The sequence below is a fragment of the Dechloromonas sp. A34 genome (assembly GCF_026261605.1).
GTDB lineage: Bacteria > Pseudomonadota > Gammaproteobacteria > Burkholderiales > Rhodocyclaceae > Azonexus.
In genome coordinates, this window is sequence record NZ_CP102486.1 from 4,359,653 (window position 1) to 4,377,400 (window position 17,748).

General features: G+C 62.9%; 21 protein-coding genes and 1 tRNA gene. 9 read left to right on the top strand and 13 right to left on the bottom strand.

The genetic code is table 11. From position 1 onward, the window contains the following. Positions 1-172 precede the first annotated feature (172 nt). The 8 genes from NQE15_RS21670 to NQE15_RS21705 form a co-directional block, all read right to left on the bottom strand. Complete coding sequence (locus NQE15_RS21670; RefSeq protein WP_265944668.1) at positions 173-643, bottom strand: AsnC family transcriptional regulator; 471 nt, start codon at positions 641-643, stop codon at positions 173-175. Continuing rightward, complete coding sequence (locus NQE15_RS21675) at positions 640-1,098, bottom strand: AsnC family transcriptional regulator (protein WP_265944670.1); 459 nt, start codon at positions 1,096-1,098, stop codon at positions 640-642. The genes NQE15_RS21670 and NQE15_RS21675 overlap by 4 nt, the downstream gene beginning before the upstream one ends. Then, positions 1,091-2,059, bottom strand: a complete 969-nt coding sequence (locus tag NQE15_RS21680) for an AsnC family transcriptional regulator (RefSeq protein WP_265944672.1) — start codon at positions 2,057-2,059, stop codon at positions 1,091-1,093. The genes NQE15_RS21675 and NQE15_RS21680 overlap by 8 nt, the downstream gene beginning before the upstream one ends. Continuing rightward, positions 2,059-3,222: a cytochrome D1 domain-containing protein gene (locus NQE15_RS21685; RefSeq protein WP_265944674.1), complete on the bottom strand. Its 1,164-nt coding sequence runs from the start codon at positions 3,220-3,222 to the stop codon at positions 2,059-2,061. Before NQE15_RS21685 ends, NQE15_RS21680 begins: the two co-directional genes overlap by 1 nt. A gap of 7 nt (positions 3,223-3,229) precedes the next feature. After that, positions 3,230-3,511: a c-type cytochrome gene (locus tag NQE15_RS21690; protein ID WP_265950379.1), complete on the bottom strand. Its 282-nt coding sequence runs from the start codon at positions 3,509-3,511 to the stop codon at positions 3,230-3,232. Positions 3,512-3,533: 22 nt separating this feature from the next. Continuing rightward, complete coding sequence (locus NQE15_RS21695; RefSeq protein WP_265944676.1) at positions 3,534-3,881, bottom strand: cupredoxin domain-containing protein; 348 nt, start codon at positions 3,879-3,881, stop codon at positions 3,534-3,536. A gap of 9 nt (positions 3,882-3,890) precedes the next feature. After that, on the bottom strand, positions 3,891-4,727 hold the full coding sequence (locus tag NQE15_RS21700) for an ethylbenzene dehydrogenase-related protein (protein ID WP_265944678.1): 837 nt from the start codon (positions 4,725-4,727) through the stop codon (positions 3,891-3,893). 77 nt (positions 4,728-4,804) lie between these two features. Then, the gene (locus NQE15_RS21705; RefSeq protein ID WP_265944680.1) at positions 4,805-6,490 is read right to left on the bottom strand and encodes a cytochrome D1 domain-containing protein; all 1,686 of its coding nucleotides are present in this window, start codon (positions 6,488-6,490) and stop codon (positions 4,805-4,807) included. A 249-nt stretch (positions 6,491-6,739) separates the two neighbouring features. Here NQE15_RS21705 and cobA point away from each other — a divergent pair, with 249 nt between their 5' ends. The 8 genes from cobA to secF all read left to right on the top strand — a co-directional run bounded on the left by cobA (position 6,740) and on the right by secF (position 13,471). Further along, positions 6,740-7,504 (top strand): uroporphyrinogen-III C-methyltransferase, encoded by a 765-nt coding sequence (cobA, locus tag NQE15_RS21710; protein ID WP_265944682.1) that lies wholly within the window; start codon positions 6,740-6,742, stop codon positions 7,502-7,504. Continuing rightward, positions 7,501-7,902, top strand: coding sequence for a Rap1a/Tai family immunity protein (locus NQE15_RS21715; RefSeq protein WP_265944683.1), 402 nt, complete (start codon positions 7,501-7,503; stop codon positions 7,900-7,902). Before cobA ends, NQE15_RS21715 begins: the two co-directional genes overlap by 4 nt. A 25-nt stretch (positions 7,903-7,927) precedes the next feature. Beyond that, positions 7,928-8,012: transfer RNA gene (locus tag NQE15_RS21720), tRNA-Leu, on the top strand. 64 nt (positions 8,013-8,076) lie between these two features. After that, the gene (gene queA / locus NQE15_RS21725; RefSeq protein WP_265944685.1) at positions 8,077-9,123 is read left to right on the top strand and encodes a tRNA preQ1(34) S-adenosylmethionine ribosyltransferase-isomerase QueA; all 1,047 of its coding nucleotides are present in this window, start codon (positions 8,077-8,079) and stop codon (positions 9,121-9,123) included. Next, entirely contained in the window at positions 9,113-10,222 is a 1,110-nt protein-coding gene (gene tgt / locus NQE15_RS21730; protein ID WP_265944688.1) for a tRNA guanosine(34) transglycosylase Tgt, read from the top strand. Before queA ends, tgt begins: the two co-directional genes overlap by 11 nt. A gap of 42 nt (positions 10,223-10,264) precedes the next feature. After that, positions 10,265-10,588, top strand: a complete 324-nt coding sequence (gene yajC, locus NQE15_RS21735) for a preprotein translocase subunit YajC (protein ID WP_265944690.1) — start codon at positions 10,265-10,267, stop codon at positions 10,586-10,588. A 48-nt stretch (positions 10,589-10,636) separates the two neighbouring features. Beyond that, positions 10,637-12,514, top strand: coding sequence for a protein translocase subunit SecD (secD, locus tag NQE15_RS21740; protein ID WP_265944691.1), 1,878 nt, complete (start codon positions 10,637-10,639; stop codon positions 12,512-12,514). A 12-nt stretch (positions 12,515-12,526) separates the two neighbouring features. Further along, positions 12,527-13,471 carry a protein translocase subunit SecF gene (gene secF, locus NQE15_RS21745; RefSeq protein ID WP_265944693.1) on the top strand — a complete coding sequence of 315 codons (945 nt, stop codon included), beginning with the start codon at positions 12,527-12,529 and terminating at the stop codon, positions 13,469-13,471. 78 nt (positions 13,472-13,549) lie between these two features. Here secF and NQE15_RS21750 read toward each other — a convergent pair whose 3' ends face one another. From NQE15_RS21750 to purB, 5 genes are all read right to left on the bottom strand, one after another. After that, on the bottom strand, positions 13,550-14,242 hold the full coding sequence (locus NQE15_RS21750; RefSeq protein WP_265944695.1) for a cytochrome b/b6 domain-containing protein: 693 nt from the start codon (positions 14,240-14,242) through the stop codon (positions 13,550-13,552). Positions 14,243-14,311: 69 nt separating this feature from the next. Then, on the bottom strand, positions 14,312-14,770 hold the full coding sequence (locus NQE15_RS21755) for a c-type cytochrome (protein WP_265944698.1): 459 nt from the start codon (positions 14,768-14,770) through the stop codon (positions 14,312-14,314). Between the two features lie 196 nt (positions 14,771-14,966). Then, positions 14,967-15,284, bottom strand: a complete 318-nt coding sequence (locus tag NQE15_RS21760; RefSeq protein ID WP_265944700.1) for a DUF2322 family protein — start codon at positions 15,282-15,284, stop codon at positions 14,967-14,969. Beyond that, positions 15,285-15,560, bottom strand: a complete 276-nt coding sequence (locus NQE15_RS21765) for a zinc ribbon domain-containing protein (RefSeq protein WP_265944702.1) — start codon at positions 15,558-15,560, stop codon at positions 15,285-15,287. A 4-nt stretch (positions 15,561-15,564) separates the two neighbouring features. After that, positions 15,565-16,932, bottom strand: a complete 1,368-nt coding sequence (gene purB / locus NQE15_RS21770; RefSeq protein ID WP_416336485.1) for an adenylosuccinate lyase — start codon at positions 16,930-16,932, stop codon at positions 15,565-15,567. Positions 16,933-17,028: 96 nt separating this feature from the next. Here purB and NQE15_RS21775 point away from each other — a divergent pair, with 96 nt between their 5' ends. Beyond that, on the top strand, positions 17,029-17,637 hold the full coding sequence (locus NQE15_RS21775) for a glutathione S-transferase (RefSeq protein WP_265944706.1): 609 nt from the start codon (positions 17,029-17,031) through the stop codon (positions 17,635-17,637). Positions 17,638-17,748 lie beyond the last annotated feature (111 nt).

A 17,748-nucleotide genomic window follows, 5' to 3' on the forward strand; every position in this document is an offset into this window, starting at 1 on the left:
GCCAGCTTGGCTTCGGCAGGAAAGACAACGCAGGGGCCGTGCCAGCCGGCTGCAGCCCGAAACAGAACACCAAATTATTGATTTAATAAGCTTTTGCGAAAGCGCAGCAAGCATGGCCGCCGGATTTCCGATACCCGGCCAGATTCAGCCATCGGATTTCCGACACCCGGCGCTAGATACGCAGGCCGCTCTTCTTCAGGATGCGTGTCGAGAACAGCACATCGCGCGCCCGGCAGTGCTCGCCGAGCAACCGACTGATGACTTCGGCCTTGGCGCGCACTTCATCGCGGCTGCTGCCATGAACCATGGCGAACAGGTTGTAGGGCCAGGCCGGCAGGGCGCGCGGCCGGCGGTAGCAGTGGGTGACGAAATCCAGCGCGCCGACCGCTTCCCCGAGCCGGTCGACCGCCTCGTCGGCGACATCCCAGACCGTCATGCCGTTGGCCGTCCAGCCGATGGCGTAGTGATTGGGCACGGCGCCGATGCGGCGGATGATGCCGGCCTCAAGCAGGGCCTGCAGGCGGCGCATGACCTCGTCGGCCGACCAGCCGAGCCGCTCGGCCAGCGCCCGGTAGGGCCGGGCGACCAGCGGCAGCCCTTCCTGGGTGGCGACGATCAGGGCGCGGTCGCGGTCGTCGATCATGCGCGGACCGCCAGCTTCATCTCGACGAAATACTCGCGTTCCTTGGGAAAGGCGTGCACCGGCAGTCCCGTGTCACGCTCGATGCGGGCGATCGCCTCGGCGATGCCGGCCGGGGCTTCGGTGGCGAGAACGAACCACATGTTCAACAGGTGCTCGCGCCGGTAGTTGTGGGCGACCTGGGGCAGCGCATTGACCAGCGCGGCGACCGTCTCGTAGCGCTCTTCGGGCACGGCCAGGGCGGCGAGCACGAAGGCGCCGCCCATGCGTTCGATCTGCATCATCGGGCCGAAGCGGGTCAGCACCTTGTCGGCGAGCAGGCGTTCCAGGCGCTGCAGCAACTCGTCCTCGGCGATGCCGAGCTGGCCTGCGACCGCGGCATAGGGGTGCTCGCAGATCGGGAAGCCGCCCTGCCAGTGGTTGATGATCTGGCGGTCGACGGCGTCCAGTTCAGGCATAGCGGGCGCCGTTCTGCTTGAAACGGGTCAGCGAGAACAGCACGTCGTGGGCGCAATCGGCCAGGCCGTGGCGCTGACGCAGGTCGGCGATGATCTCTTCAACCTCGGCCCGCTCGCGGCCGTGGATCATGCAGAACAGGTTGTACGGCCAGTCCGGCAGGTGACGCGGCCGGCGGTAGCACAGCGTCACGGCCGGCTCCTCGGCGAGCGCCCGGCCGATCTCGCCGACCTGGTCGTCCGGAATGTCGTGGACCAGCATTGCGTTGGCGGTATAGCCCAGTTCGCGGTGGCGGACGACGACGCCGAAACGCTTGATCGCGCCCTCTTCCAGCCAGCGCCGGATGCGCCCGAGGACTTCGGGCTCCGAGGCGCCGATCCGCTCGGCGATCAGCGCGAAAGGCCGGATGAACAGCGGCAGCCCTTCCTGCAGCACCGAGACCAGGCGCCGCTCGGCCTCGTCAATCGGCGACACCGGGTGCACCGGACGGACCTCGACCGTTTTCTTGGCAGCGCCGCCGGACAACGCGAAGCCGAGGTCGATGTGGAATTCCTCGACCAGCGGCAGCGCCAGCAGCGGATGCCCCGCCGCCTGCTCGATCGCCCGCAGCGTCGCCTGCAGGCGGCCTTCGCTGGCGGCGGTGACGACGAACCACAGGTTGTAGCGATGTTCGCGTTCGTAGTTGTGATTGACCTCTGGGAAGCGGTTGACCGCCGCCGCCACGGCTTCCAGCTGTTCCGGCGCCACCGCCATCGCGGCCAGGGTCGAGGCGCCGATCCGCTTCGGGGCGAAGACGGCGCCGACCCGCGAGATCTTGCCTTCGCGGCGCAGCTTTTCGAGGCTGCTCAGCACCCGCTTCTCGGCGACGCCGAGGCGCGCCGCCAGTTCGGCGAACGGCGCCGGGCAGAGCGGGAAGTCGCGCTGGAATTCGTTGAGCAGGCGGAATTCGAAGGTGTCGGTCATCAGAAGCCTATGCGTGCAGCCCGGGAGGTGAAGAAGATGCCGGAAGGATTATCTGCCGAAATATCACCCAATTTCGCAAAGCTGTCTGTGTCATAGATCAATACTTTGTGGTCGTCGCGAGCCGAGAGCCAGACATTTTCGCCGCGAGGCGCGAATTCCATGTGCAGGATGCCCTTGCCTGGCGCCATCTGCTGAACGACCTTGCCGGCCAGGGTGTCGATCACATCGAGCTTGCCGTTGTCGGGGAAGGCGAAATTGACCCAGACCTGACGACCGTCGGGGCGGGCCATGACGAAGACCGGCTGGCCGCGCACCGCAATGCGCCCGACTTCCTTCCAGGTCGCGACATCGACGACCAGCACCTCGTGGCGGCCGATCGCCGGCAGATAGGCCTTGCCCTGGGCCACCGACCAGCCGCGCAGGTGGGGCATCTTGAAGACCGGCAGCTTCTGCTCGCCGCGGCCATAGTTTTCGAGAATTTTGCGGGCGCCCTTCTCCGGCTGCCAGAGATCGAGCATCGCCACGCCATCCTCGCCGAACAGGCCGGCCAGGAAATAGCGGCCGTCCGGCGTCACCAGACCATCGTAGGGCTGGAGGCCGGCGGGGTAGCGCTGCGTCTTCGGCTGCCGCGGATTGCTGAAATCGCTGACCCAGATTTCGCCGCCGTCGAACAGCGCGTAGGCGAACTTGTTGCCCGGTACGTCGGCCAGCCCGACGACCTTGGAGAACTTGCCGGGCGCGTATTCGGCCGGCACTTCGGACAGCAGTTCCAGCGTCTCGGCATCGAAAGCCTTGATGCCGCCCGGCGTGTAGTTCTGGGCGACAACGATGCGCCCGTCCTGCGAGATCGAGCCGCCGATGGCGTTGCCCGACTGCATGACGCGCTTGACGATCTTCGCTTCCAGCAGATCGATCTTGGTCAGCCCGCCGTCGCGGCCGAAGACGAAGGCGTAGCGGCCATCCCGTGAATAGACGGCGGAGGCGTGCGAGAGGTCGCCCAGGCCTTCGATCCGGGCATAGGACTGGCGCGCAGTGGTATTGACCAGCGTCACGTGGCCGCTGGCGCGCTCGATGATCAGCCCGAGATCGCCGGTGCCGCGCAGTTGCGGCGCGGCGCAGGCGTTGAGCAGCAGGACCAGCAGGAAACTCAGGAGCAGACGCATGGCAGCCTCACTTGGGGAATTCGGTCATCAGTTTTTCGACAATCCAGCTCGCCTCTGCTTCCGAGATGAACTGCTGCCAAGGCGGCATCGGCGTTCCCGGGCGGCCGTAGACGATGGTCGCCATCAGCCCCTCGGCCGGCTTGTCGCGCAGATTGGCCGGCAGCAGGGCCGGGCCGAGGCCGCCCTGCAGGGTCATGCCGTGGCAGGAGCCGCAATCCTGGCGGACCAGACGCACCAGTTCCTGTTGCCGCGCGGCATCGGGTTCGGCAGCCAGAGCAGTGGACGACATCAAAAGAAGGGCAAGCAGCAGCCTACTCGACAAGGATTACCCCTTTCATTTCCGGGTGCGGGCCGCAGTGGTATTCGTAACGTCCGGCCTTTTCGAAACGACGCGTCCAGCTTTCATCGGGAAACAGGCGTTCCGACTCCAGTCCGCCTTCGGCCGGGAAGACTACCGAGTGACTAGTCCGCTTTTCGTGGTTGCTCCAGCGCACGCTCTCGCCGGCGCGGACGCGGACTTCCGGCGGCCGGAACTGGTAGGCCTCGATGCGCACCTCGCTCGTTTCCTGTGCCGGGGCCGCGAATGAAAAGAGCGCCAATACCACCGGCGCCGCTTTCCAGAGCCGCCATTCGCCAGACGCGATGACAGCACGCTTCATGATGCGGCCTTACTGCTTGACGGCCTTGACGTCGCCATCCGTCCCCAGGCCGATGGTCTGGTTGAAGGAGACGTGGTGGAAGCGTCCGCCGGCATTGTCGGCATGGATGGCGACCCCAAAGGTCACGGCCTTGCCGGCGGCCAGCGTGGCATTGCCAGCCAGCTTGCGAGTGAAGGTTACGGTGTAGACGTCGCCCGCCTTGGCGCCTTCGGCCGTTGCTCCGGCCTTGCCGCCTTCCATGTTGCGCTTGTCGGTGACCGATCCGTCGACCACCTTGCCGCTGCTCTTCCACTGCATCAGGTCCATCGCACCCGGCGTGGCGTACTTGGTCTTCTTGTCGTCGGCACCCGGCATGGTGCGGACATCCTTGTGGCAGGTCGCCCAGCAACCGGCCTGCTCGCCCAGCGGCACCTTGTCGTTGGGGAACATCAGAGTGGCCTTGACTTCGTTGTCCTTGTCCGACTTGTCGAAGCCGCCGGCCGGTGCCTTGAAGGTCAAGCGCACGTAGAGGTTGCTGGCATCGTAGGCGGCCTGGACACCGACCGGGAAGGCGCCGGTTTTTGGCGCACCCTTGGGTTCCAGTTCCTTGCTGGCCAGACGCTTGGTGTCGAGGCTCAGCTTGCCGTCCTCGATGTGGCAGCCGGCGCAGGTTTCGCCCTTCTTCAGGCCGCTGGCACCGCTGTGTTCGCCCTTGCCCTGCACCCACTCGATCGGCGTCGCGCCGGGATGGAAGACATGGATATCCTTCTTCGGCACCTTGCTCCAGTCGGGTGCGGCGACGGCCGCTGTCGCGCCCAGTGCCAGCAGGGCACCGGTCACGGCGAAGGAAATGAGCTTCTGATTCACGTTTTATCTCCTAGGTGATGCCAGACGGAGGCTGGCGCCCCCGTCTGCTTGACTGCTTCCGGAACTGCAATCCAGGATCAGTAGATGTCGTGCTGCGTGTTGTAGACGTTGAACTTGCCGGTCGGCGTGATCATCTTCGGATCGGTGATCACCTTCTTCAGGGCGAGCGTGGCATCGTCATAGACGACGATCGCCGACTGGTCGGCCTTGCCGCCCCACAGCGAGATCCAGACTTCCTTGCCGTCGGCACTGTATTCCGGATGCACGGCACGACGGGTAGCCTTGGTCACCGGCAGGCCGGAATCCTTGGCGACGTTGATGACCTTCTTCGGCTTGGACAGATCGGCCATATCCCAGACGGCAACCGATTCAGCCAGTTCCTTGTCCGGATTCTGCGGCGAGTCGGCCCACAGGTTCTTGGACTTCGGATGGGTCTTGACGAAGAGGTTGCCCGGCACGTGCTTGACTTCCTGCACGACCTTCCAGTTGTACTCCTTGAACTTGGCGTTCTTCTTGTCATCCGATGGTGTGCTGATCAGGGTCAGCACGTCGGCCCCGAGGTGACCCGTCGTCCACACCGGACCGAATTTCGGATGGGTGAAGTTGGCGCCACGCCCCGGATGCGGCAGTTTGGCGACATCGACCAGGGCGGCCAGCTTGCCGGTCTTGGTGTCGACCGCGGCGATCTTGTTGGAAGCGTTGGCCGCCACCAGGAAGTAGCGCTTGGACGCATCCCAGCCGCCGTCATGCAGGAACTTGGCGGAACCGACGGTGGTCGTCTTGAGGTTTTCGATATCGGAGTAATCGACCAGCAGGATCTGACCGGTTTCCTTGATGTTGATGACCCATTCCGGCTTGATGAAGGAAGCCACGATGGAAGCGACGCGCGGTTCCGGATGGTATTCGCCATCCACCGTCATGCCGCGGGTGGAGACCACCTTGCGCGGCTTCAGCGTGTCGCCATCCATGATCACGTACTGGGGCGGCCAGTAGGAGCCGGCCACCGCATACTTGTCTTCGAAGCCCTTGAACTTGGAGGTATCGACCGAGCGAGCATCGAAACCGATCTTGACTTCAGCAACTACCGCCGGCTTTTCCATCCAGAGGTCGATCAGCGACAGGCGGCCGTCGCGGCCGATTACGTAAACGTAGCGTCCGGAAGCGGACAGGCGCGAAATGTGAACCGCGTAGCCGGTCTTGACGATGCTGCGGATTTCCTTGGTATCGCCGTCGATCAGGGCCACTTCGCCGGTATCGCGCAGGGTCACCGAGAACATGTTCTTCAGGTTGTACTTGTTCATCTGCTTGGTCGGACGATCCTTGACCGGCACGATGACCTTCCACGAATCCATGGTGTCCTTGAAGCTGTACTCGGGCGGCACATCCGGCGTGTTCTGGATGTACTTGGCCATCAGCGACAACTCTTCCTTGGTCAGGATGTCGTCGAAATTGACCATGCCACCGTCGGTGCCGTAGCCGATGATCTTTTCCAGACGGTTCTGGCCGAGCTTGAGCGTGCCGCCCTCGGTGACGTTGCCGTCCTTGTCCTTCTTCGACCAGTGCGGCTCGAGGTTCTTACCGGTGGCGCCCTTGCGCAGCACGCCGTGACAACCGGCACAGCGCTCGAAGTAGATCTTCTTGGCCTGCTCTTTTTCCTGGGCCGTCAGGGTCGGCGCCGTCTTGACGTCGTCCTGGGCAAAGGCGGAACCCATGGCGACCGCCATGGCACTCATTGCAAGCATCCCCACTACAGTTTTATTCATGTTTCCTCTCCTGGTTCGAAAAAGCACGCGCCCAAGTCCCAACGCGATTGCCGAGAGGTTGAACCTCGGCCTTGCCGACATCCTTGATACCCATCAATCTTTTCCAATTGAAATTCGTTATGATTCATTGGCTTATATTTACAAATGACTAGCCACCTAGTTCCTTGGAACTAGCGTCGCCAATTGGCCACCCAAACCTGTTGGCAGGCGCAGATTCCCGCATTAGGATGGCCGCCCAAGGGGAGAAGCATGAGCAAAGCGAACACACTGGAAGGCGGCAAGGTCTGGCTGGTCGGAGCCGGCCCGGGCGACCCGGAACTGCTGACAATCAAGGCCGCCCGCCTGATCGGACAGGCCGACGCCCTGGTCTACGACCATCTGGTCGGCAAGGGCATCATCGATCTGGCCCGGCCCGAAGCGCGCCGCATTTATGCCGGCAAGGAAGCTTCCAAGCACACCATGCCGCAGGGCGATATCAACCAGTTGCTGGTCGAACTGGCGCAGGAAGGTCTCTCCGTCGTTCGCCTCAAAGGTGGCGACCCCTTCATCTTCGGGCGCGGTGGCGAGGAACTGGAAACCCTGGTCGCCTCCGGCATCCCCTTCGAAGTCGTCCCCGGCGTCACTGCCGCCGCCGGCTGTGGCGCCTACTCCGGCTTCCCGCTGACCCATCGCGACCACGCCCAGGCCGTCACTTTCGTTACCGGCCACCTCAAGGACGGCACGGTCAATCTCGACTGGCCGGCGCTGGCCCGTCCCAATCACACCGTCGTCTTCTACATGGGCATCGGCGCCGCCGGCGAAATCTGCCGCCAGATGATCAATCACGGACTGCCCTCGATGACACCGGTCGCCGTCGTCCGCAACGGCACCCAGCCCGATCAGCAGACCTTGCTCGCCACGCTGGGGAGCCTGCCGCACCGGCTGGCCGAATCCGGCATCAAGCCGCCAGCACTGATCGTCGTCGGCAGCGTCGTCGGCCTGCACGAAAAACTCAACTGGTTCGAAAAATCATGAAATTTCTCTGGCTGCTCGCCGCCCTCTTCGCGACCCAGGCCCATGCCTACAGCAGCACGGAGTTGCGCGGCGACTGCGTGGCCGCCGACGAGCTCTACAACCAGCAAAAGAGCAGCGACCCACTGCATTCGATCCGCAGCGCCCGCTGCATCGCCTACGTCGCGGGCTTTGCCGACGGTTACGCGGTCAGCGACTACCTGGCCGAGAAGGTCGGGGTCAGGCTGAACGCCTTCTGCCTGCCCAAGGACGACGCCAACCTCTCGCCCCGCCTGGTGCGTTCGGTGCTCGCCCATCTCGACCGCCAGGGCCCGAATCCCACGGCCAGCACGGCGATGCTGGTCGCCGGCGCGCTGGCCAAATCCTTCCCTTGCGCCGATACGCTTGAACCGAAGAAGTGATTCGTGGATAATCCGCCCTCCGATTGCCCCGGTGGCGGAATCGGTAGACGCAGCGGATTCAAAATCCGCCGCCGAAAGGTGTGCCGGTTCGAGTCCGGCCCGGGGCACCAATAATTGCAAAACGGCTTTCCTGACGGAAGGCCGTTTTTGTTTATCACCTATGGATTCCTGCCCATGTCGTTGACCGTCGACGACTTCGACTTCCCACTCCCGCCCGAGCTGATCGCTCAGCACCCTGCCGCCGAACGCAGCGGTAGCCGGCTGCTGCACGTCTGCGGCGCCGAGCTGGCCGACCGCCGATTCGCCGATCTGCCGACGCTGCTCAAGGCTGGTGACCTGCTGGTCTTCAACGACACCCGCGTCATCAAGGCGCGCTTTTTCGGGGTCAAGGACAGCGGCGGCCGGGTCGAGATCATGCTCGAGCGCATCGTCGATGCCACGCATGCGATCTGCCAGATCCGCGCCAGCAAGGCACCGAAGCCGGGCAGCACGCTGCGCCTGGCCGATGCCTTCACGGTCAAAATGACGGGTCGGGCCGGCGCCGACGGCGATTTCTTCGCGCTCGAACTGGTCGAAGCGGGCGATTTCTGGGAACTCGCCGAAACCTACGGCAAGCTGCCGCTGCCGCCCTACATCGAACACCCGGCCGAGGGCGCCGACGAAACCCGCTACCAGACGGTCTATGCCCGCGAACCGGGCGCCGTCGCCGCGCCCACCGCCGGCCTGCATTTCGACGAGGCGATGCTGGCCACGCTGCGGGCTCAGGGCGTCAATACCGCCTTCCTGACCCTGCATGTCGGGGCCGGCACCTACCGGCCGATGCGCGTCGAGAAGATCGCCGATCACCGCATGCACAGCGAACGTTTCGAGATTCCCGCCGCCACCGCCGAGGCCATCGCCGCTACGCGGGCTGCCGGCGGCCGGGTGATCGCCGTCGGGACGACCAGCCTGCGCGCGCTGGAGTCGGCCGGCAATGAGGACGGCACGGTGCGCGTCGGCGGCGCCGAGACCGACATCTTCATCACCCCGGGCTACCGCTTCCAGGTCGTCGACCGGCTGATCACCAACTTCCACCTGCCGAAATCGACGCTGCTCATGCTGGTTTCGGCCTTCGCGGGCTACGCCAACATCCGTGCCGCCTATACCCACGCCGTGGCCGAGCGCTACCGCTTCTTCAGCTATGGCGACGCCATGCTTCTGGAAAAAACCGATGCAATTTGAACTCCTCAAGACCGACGGCGCGGCCCGCCGCGGCACGCTGACCCTGGCCCACGGCCAGGTCCAGAGCCCCGTCTTCATGCCGGTCGGCACCTACGGCACGGTCAAGGCGATGACGCCGGCTTCGCTGCACGAGATCGGCGCCCAGATCTGTCTCGGCAATACCTTCCACCTCTGGCTGCGGCCGGGGCTGGAGGTGATCCAGGCGCATCACGGCCTGCACGATTTCATGAACTGGCAGAAGCCGATCCTCACCGACTCCGGCGGTTTCCAGGTCTTCTCGCTGGGCGCCATGCGCAAGATCACCGAGGAAGGCGTCAAATTCTCGTCGCCGCACGATGGGGCCAAGCTCTTCCTGACCCCGGAAATCTCGATGCAGATCCAGAAGGTGCTGAATTCCGACATCGTGATGATTTTCGACGAATGCACCCCCTACCCGGCCACCCGCGACGAAGCCGCGAAGTCGATGCGCCTGTCGATGCGCTGGGCGCAGCGTTCGCGCGACGAGCACAACAAGCTGGAAAACCGCAATGCGCTGTTCGGCATCGTTCAGGGCGGCATGTACGAAGACCTGCGCGACGAGTCGCTGGCCGGACTGGACGACATCGGTTTCGACGGCATGGCGATCGGCGGCCTCTCGGTCGGCGAGCCGAAGGAAGACATGGTTCGCATCCTGGCCCATACCGCGCCCAAGATGCCGACCCACAAGCCGCGCTACCTGATGGGCGTCGGTACCCCGGAAGACCTGGTGCGCTCTGTGCAGGCCGGCATCGACATGTTCGACTGCGTGATGCCGACGCGGAATGCTCGCAACGGCCACCTGTTTACCCGTTTCGGCGACGTCAAGATCAAGAATGCCCGCTACAAGACCGATACCGGCCCGCTCGACCCGAGCTGCACCTGTTATACCTGCACCCAGTTCACGCGTAGCTACCTGCACCACCTGTTCCGCCACGGTGAAATCCTCGGCGGCATGCTGAACACCATCCACAATCTGCATTTTTACCAGGTCATCATGGCTGAAATGCGCGCCGCCATCGAAGCCGGCACCTTGAGCGACTGGGCAGCCGCCTTTGCCCGGGACCGTTCTTCAGCCCGATGATAGAATCCACGTTTTGTTTTTTCGCATTCAGGAGTTTTTCCGATGATTAGTCTTGCCCACGCCCAAACCGCCGGCGCCGCCGACCCCACGGGCGGCTTCATGCAGCTGCTGCCGATGATCCTGATGTTCGTCGTGCTCTGGTTCCTGATGATTCGCCCGCAAATGAAGAAGGCCAAGGAACACAAGGCGCTGATCGCCGCGCTGGCCAAGGGCGATGAAGTCGTCACTGGCGGCGGTCTGGTCGGCAAGGTCGTCAAGGTCGGCGACAGCTATGTCACCGTCGAGATCGCCGAAGGTACCGAAGTCGTCGTGCAGAAGCCGTCGATCGGCCTGGTTCTGCCCAAGGGCACGCTGAAGTCGCTGTAATCACCCCAGAAGGCGGCCGCTGGCCGCCTTTTTAGCTTTAAAGCCACTATGAATCGCTACCCCCTCTGGAAGTACATCATCGTCGCGCTCGCGCTGGTGCTGGGCTTCGTCTACACCCTGCCCAATTTCTTCGGCGAGTCGCCGGCGGTGCAGGTTTCCAGCGCAAAAGCGACGATCAAGGTCGACGACAAGGCCAAGGCCCGCGTCGAAGACTCCCTGAAGACCGCCGGCATCACGCACGACGGCATCCAGCTCGACAACGTCGGCGTCAAGGTCCGCCTGAAGGATACCGATACCCAGTTGAAGGCCAAGGACGTCCTGGAGAAGACCTTCAATCCAGATGCCGCCGACCCGCAATACGTCGTCGCCCTCAACCTGCTGACTGCCTCGCCACAATGGCTGACTTCGCTGCATGCCTTGCCGATGTATCTCGGCCTCGACCTGCGCGGCGGCGTGCACTTCCTGCTCCAGGTCGACATGAAAGGCGCGCTGACCAAGCGCCTCGACTCGACTTCGGGTGACCTGCGTACCGTGCTGCGCGACAAGAACCTGCGCCACAGCGGCATCAATCGCGAAGGCGACCGCCTGGTCATCCGCTTCCGTGAACTCGAAACTCGCGACAAGGCCAAGAACGCCATTGCCGACAGCCAGCCCGACCTGCTGCTGGTCGAACAGGGTGACGCCAGCGACCTGCGCCTGGTCGCCACGCTGAAGCCAGAAGCCCAGAAAAAGATCGGCGAATTCGCCCTGAAGCAGAACATCACGACCCTGCACAACCGGATCAACGAACTCGGCGTCGCCGAACCGGTGATCCAGCAGCAAGGCGCCGACCGCATCGTCGTTCAGTTGCCAGGCGTGCAGGACACGGCCAAGGCCAAGGACATCCTGGGCCGTACCGCGACCCTGGAGATTCGCATGGTGGATGACTCCGCTGGTTCGCTGGAAGCGGCGCTGGCCGGCAACCCGCCGTTCGGCACCGAGGTCTACAACGAGCGCGGCGGCCAGCCGCTGCTGGTCAAGAAGCAGGTCGTGCTGACCGGCGACCGCTTGACCGACGCCCAGCCCGGCTTCGACAACCAGACCCAGGAACCGGCCGTGCACCTGACGCTGGACTCGGCTGGCGCCCGCATCTTCAAGGATGTCACCCGCGAGAACGTCAACAAGCGGATGGCCATCCTGTTGATCGAAAAGGGCAAGGGCGAAGTCGTCACCGCACCGGTCATCCGGACCGAGATCGCCGGCGGCCGCGTGCAGATTTCCGGCCGCATGACCACCACCGAAGCCAACGATACCGCGCTGCTGCTGCGCGCCGGCTCGCTGGCCGCACCGATGGACATCATCGAAGAGCGGACCATCGGCCCCAGCCTCGGCGCCGACAACATCAAGAAGGGTTTCCACTCGACGATGTGGGGCTTTGCCGCGATCGCAGTGTTCATGATCCTCTATTACCAGATATTCGGTGTCGTCTCGGTGCTTGCCCTGGCCTCCAACCTGCTCTTCCTGATCGCCCTGCTCTCGATGCTGCAAGCGACGCTGACCCTGCCAGGCATTGCCGCTATCGCCCTGACCCTAGGTATGGCGATCGATGCCAACGTGCTAATCAATGAGCGCATCCGCGAGGAACTGCGGGCCGGTATGCCTCCGCAGGCGGCGATTTCGGAGGGTTACGAACGGGCCTTCGGGACCATTCTCGACTCCAACATCACCACCCTGATTGCCGGCCTTGCCCTGCTCATCTTCGGCTCTGGCCCGGTGCGCGGCTTCGCAGTGGTCCATTGCCTGGGCATTCTGACCTCGATCTTCTCTTCAGTCGTCGTCTCGCGCGCCCTGGTCAACCTGATCTACGGCCGCAAGAAAAAGCTGGCCAAGGTCGCCATCGGCCAGATCTGGAAGCCCGGCATCGCCGCTACCAGCGCTCAGAAATAAGGAATAGCGACCATGGAATTTTTCCGCATCCACAAAGACATTCCCTTCATGCGCCATGCGCTGAAGTTCAACATCATTTCGCTGCTGACTTTCCTGCTGGCCGTGGTGTTTCTCTTCAGCAAGGGCCTGCACCTGTCGGTCGAATTCACCGGCGGCACGCTGATCGAGGTCGCCTACACACAAGCAGCCGACCTCGAGAAGATCCGCGGCTCGCTCGGCAAGTCGGGCTTTACCGACTATTCGGTGCAGAACTTCGGTTCCTCGCAGGACGTGATGATCCGCCTGCCGCTCAAGGGCGACCAGAACACTGCTCAGCTCGGCGAAGCGGTGATGAAGTCGCTGGAAGCCGACGCCCCGGGCGCCCAGTTGCGGCGCGTCGAGTTCGTCGGCCCGCAGGTCGGCAAGGAACTCGCCGAGAACGGGGCGATGGCCCTGCTGGTCGTCATCATCGGCATCATGATCTACCTCGCCTTCCGCTTCGAGTGGCGCTTCTCGGTCTCGGCGATCATCGCCAACCTGCACGACGTGATCATCATCCTCGGCTTCTTCGCCTTCTTCCAGTGGGAATTCTCGCTCTCGGTGCTGGCCGCGGTGCTCGCCGTGCTCGGCTACTCGGTCAATGAATCGGTCGTCGTCTTCGACCGCGTACGCGAAACCTTCAAGAAGGTGCGCGGCCTGACCACGCCGCAGGTCCTCGACCACGCCATCACCAGCACGATCAGCCGGACCATCATCACCCACGGCAGCACGCAGCTGATGGTGCTCTCGATGCTGATCTTCGGCGGCGAGACGCTCTATTACTTCTCGCTGGCACTGACCATTGGCATCTGCTTCGGCATCTACTCCTCGGTGCTGGTCGCCAGCCCGCTGGTCATGTGGCTGGGCGTTTCGCGCGAGCAATTCGCCAAGCCGAAGAAGGTCATCGAAGGGGCCAACGAAGAAGGCGCCGTCGTCTGATCCATCGGCTACCGACCATGAAAAAGCCGCCAACTGGCGGCTTTTTCTTTGCCTGTTCCCGGACTCGCCCGCCCGCGATCACCAGCTGGGCGTTTCAGCCGCCGGCGCCGGCGGAGGCGGCTCCGGCAGCCAGATGCCGCTGGCGCCGTACACAGCGCCACAGGCCAGCGCCAGTGACAAGACCAGGGCAAGCAGACCACCACCCCGGGCGTGCTCGCCGTGCTCGGTCTCTTTCCAGCCGGTCAGCATGGGCTTGAGCAGATTGTCTTTCTTGACATGAACATAGTAGGCAATCGCCACCAGATGCAGGCCGATCAGCGCGAACAGCAGATTGGCGGCGAAATGATGGAGGCCGGTCAGGCGGTTGCTCAAATTTTTGTCGACCAGATCGAAGAGCGGCCCGACGAAGGCGATATCGTCGTTGGCAAACAGGCCGCTGAGCGCCTGCACGGCAATCAGGCCGAGCAGTCCGAATACCGAAAGCGCGCCGAGCGGGTTATGGCCCGGGCCTTTCCACTCACCTTTCAAATAGGCTTTGACTTTGGCGGCGGTCGGGAAGAAATGGCCGAATCGGGCATAGGTCGACCCCAGGAGCCCCCAAACCAGACGGAAGACAATCAGCCCGATGATCAGCAGGCCGATCCGCCCATGCCATTCCAGCAGGTTACCGCCGATCTGGCCGCTGACGATCGCCCCGATCACGCCCAGCGCGAGCAGCCAGTGAAACAGGCGGGTAGGTAGGTCCCAAAGGCGGATCTGTTTGCGCTTCATGAATATCCTTGTCGATGACCAACGAAAAACAGGCACCCGAGGGTGCCTGTTTTATCCCGAAATAGGTAGTTATTTCTTGATTTTGAAATCGTCGTGGCAACCCTTGCAGGAAGCGCTCAGCTTGCCGAACTGCTCCTTGGCGGCGGCGGCATCGCCGGTCGCGGCAACCTTGGCCATTTCGTTGGCTTCCTTGACGAAGGTCCCGGCAACCTTGCCGACACCTTCCTTGTTGGTAAACAGTTCCGGCTTGACGCGGGTGTCTTCCCAGCCCTTGCCCTTGTCGGTGCCCGGCAGGTAGAGCGCGCCCATGCCGGAACCGGCGACGGCCTGGATGGCGTTGGCGGCCTTGATCACCTCGTCCTTGTTGTAGGTACCTTCGAGGTTTGCCTTGATGCGGCCCATGTTCCAGGCCATGAAGGTATATCCGGACTGGCGGAACTTGATGGCGTCTTCCGGCTTGATTTCGGCAGCGGCGGCAGTACCGACCAGGGTGATCGAAAGCAGGGCAAGGGCGAGTTTCATTTTCATTGTTGATTCTCCGTATCAGGTTGGAAACACATCTGCGAACATCTGCAGCAGGGTATACGCATCAGCGCCGTGAATTATTCCAAAGAAATGGGAGACAACGACAATCATCATCTCCCAAGTTGGAACACTCTACGCCTCCGGCCCCATGCGGAAAGTGACGTAGGTCACCCAGGGCCTTGCGTTTCCCGCCCGTCGATCAGATCGCGAAGACGTGCTTGACGCGCAGTGCCGGCTGGCCCGCTTCGACGGCGATCAGGCGGTCGATATTCGGGTGTTTGCCGGCGTGCAGGCGTGCATCGTCGGTATGCTCGGCGAAGATTTCCAGGCCTTTCCTGGCCGCTTCGCCATTGATCGAACCATAAGTCTGGGCCAGGTGGTTGTACACTGCCAGCGACCCCTGGCTACCCTGCTTGTTCTCGATGCTGGCGACGACATTGCCCTCGGCATCGAGCAGGTTGATGGCGGCCAGATGGGAAATCCCCGGCAACTTTTTCAGGTTTTCGGCAAAAGACATTTATTTCCAGTTTCGTTTGGCTTTGACCAAGCCGATGATCAGCCCGGTGGTGAAGGTAGCGACCGGCACGGCGAAGGCGATCGCCTTGATGCCGCGCTCGGCGCCATAGTGGGAGAGCATCCAGACCATGGGCAGCAGGCCGAGAAAGAGGCCTTTCAAGCCGCCCGCGATACCGCCGCGAATCAGTTCGCGATCCGTGGTCTTGCCATCACCAGTGCAGTGCGGACAGTAGATGGCGTCCGCCGGCACTTCCTGCCCGCACTTGCTGCATTTCATGGCGTCAGATGCGCTTGGCCAGTTCGGCGGCCTTGCCGGTGTAATCCCAGGGCGTCAGCTTCAGCAGCTCGGCCTTGGCGGCGTCCGGGATTTCCAGTGTCGACACGAAAGCCTGCATGCCGTCGCGCGAGACGCGGGTGCCGCGGGTCAGCTCCTTGAGCTTTTCATAGGCATTGGGCACGGCGTAGCGACGCATCACGGTCTGGATCGGTTCGGCGAGCAGTTCCCAGTTGGCGTCGAGATCGGCCTTCATGAGGTCGGTATTGATTTCCAGCTTGCCCAGGCCCTTCAACAGCGAGTCGTAGCCGAGCAGTGCGTAGCCGAGGCCGACGCCCATGTTGCGGAGCACCGTGGAATCAGTCAGGTCGCGCTGCCAGCGGGAAACCGGCAGCTTCTCGGCGAGGAACTTGAGCATCGCGTTGGCCAGACCGAAGTTACCTTCGGAGTTTTCGAAGTCGATCGGATTGACCTTGTGCGGCATGGTCGAGGAACCGATTTCGCCGGCCTTGACCTTCTGCTTGAAGAAGCCGAGGGAGATGTAGCCCCAGATGTCGCGGTCGAGATCGACCAGGATGCTGTTGGCGCGGGCGAAGGCATCGAACAGTTCGGCCAGCGCATCGTGCGGCTCGATCTGGATGGTGTAGGGGTTGAAGGTCAGGCCGAGCGATTCGACGAAGCGCTTGGCGAAACCTTCCCAGTCGTAGCCGGGGTAGGCGGCGAGGTGGGCGTTGTAGTTGCCGACCGCGCCGTTGATCTTGCCGAGTAGCTCGACCTGGGCGATGCGGGCGCGGGCGCGCTGCAGGCGGTAGGCGACGTTGGCCATTTCCTTGCCCATCGTCGACGGGGTGGCCGGCTGGCCGTGGGTGCGGCTCATCATCGGCACGTCGGCGTAGGCGTGGGCCAGTTCGGTGAGTTTGGCGACGACCTTGTCGAGCATCGGCAGCATGGCCTGCTGGCGGGCGCCCTGGCACATCAGCGCATGCGACAGGTTGTTAATGTCTTCGGACGTACAGGCGAAGTGAATGAATTCGCCGACCTTGACGACTTCGGCATTGCCCTTGGTGTTCTTCTTGATCCAGTACTCCAGCGCCTTGACGTCGTGGTTGGTGACGGCTTCTTCGGCCTTCACTTCGGCGGCCTGTTCGACGCTGAAGTTGGCGACCAGCGCATCCAGTTCAGCGACGGTGGCCGGCGAGAACGGGGCGATTTCCGTGAAATGCGGCTCGGCGGCCAGCGCCTTCAGCCACTCGATCTCGACCTTGAGGCGGTTTTTGATCAGGCCGAACTCGGAGAAATGTTCGCGCAGGGCATCGACCTTGCCGGCGTAGCGGCCATCGAGCGGAGAAAGGGCAGTCAAGGGATTGAAGGTCATGGAAAACATCCTTTTCGGTAAGCCCGCAATTTTACCTGCCCGGCGAACCTCAGCGCCATACGCTATAATTCAACTCCCCAAATCAGAGTGCATGCGATGAAGCTGATCGGCTCCCACACCAGTCCGTTTGCGCGCAAAGTGCGCATCGTGCTGGCCGAGAAAAAGATCGAATACGAGTTCGTAATCGATTCACCATGGTTTGAAGACAGCAAGGTGCCCGAGATCAATCCGCTCGGGAAAATCCCCGTCCTGGTGCTCGATGACGAAACCCCGCTCTTCGATTCCCGCGTGATCGTCGAATACATCGACAACGTCACCCCGAACAGCAAGCTCTTCCCCGCCCCCAACCGCGAGCGGACCGAGGTCAAGCGCTGGGAGGCACTGGCCGACGGCATCTGCGACGCCGCCGCCTCCGCCTTCCTCGAAGCCAAGCGCCCGAAGGCACAGAGGAGCGACGACTGGATCGAGCGTCAGCGCGGCAAGATCATGCGCAGCCTGGAATTCATGGCTGAGGAACTGGGCGAAAAGACCTTCTGCATGGGCACCCACATCTCGATGGCCGATATCGCTACCGGCACGGCGCTGGGTTATCTCTGTTTCCGCTTTGCCGACATCAACTGGCAGGAAAGTCACCCCAACCTGGCCAAGCTCTACGCGAAGCTGATGCAACGCTCCTCGTTCGCCGATACCGTACCGAAAGACTGAGCAAGGCCAATGCCGCCAGATCTCGGGGGTGCCTTTGGGCACCCCTTCTTTTTGTACCGTGCGGAATGAACCCGCCGCCAGATTCGGCTGTCTATGCCTCAGAGGCTGGAT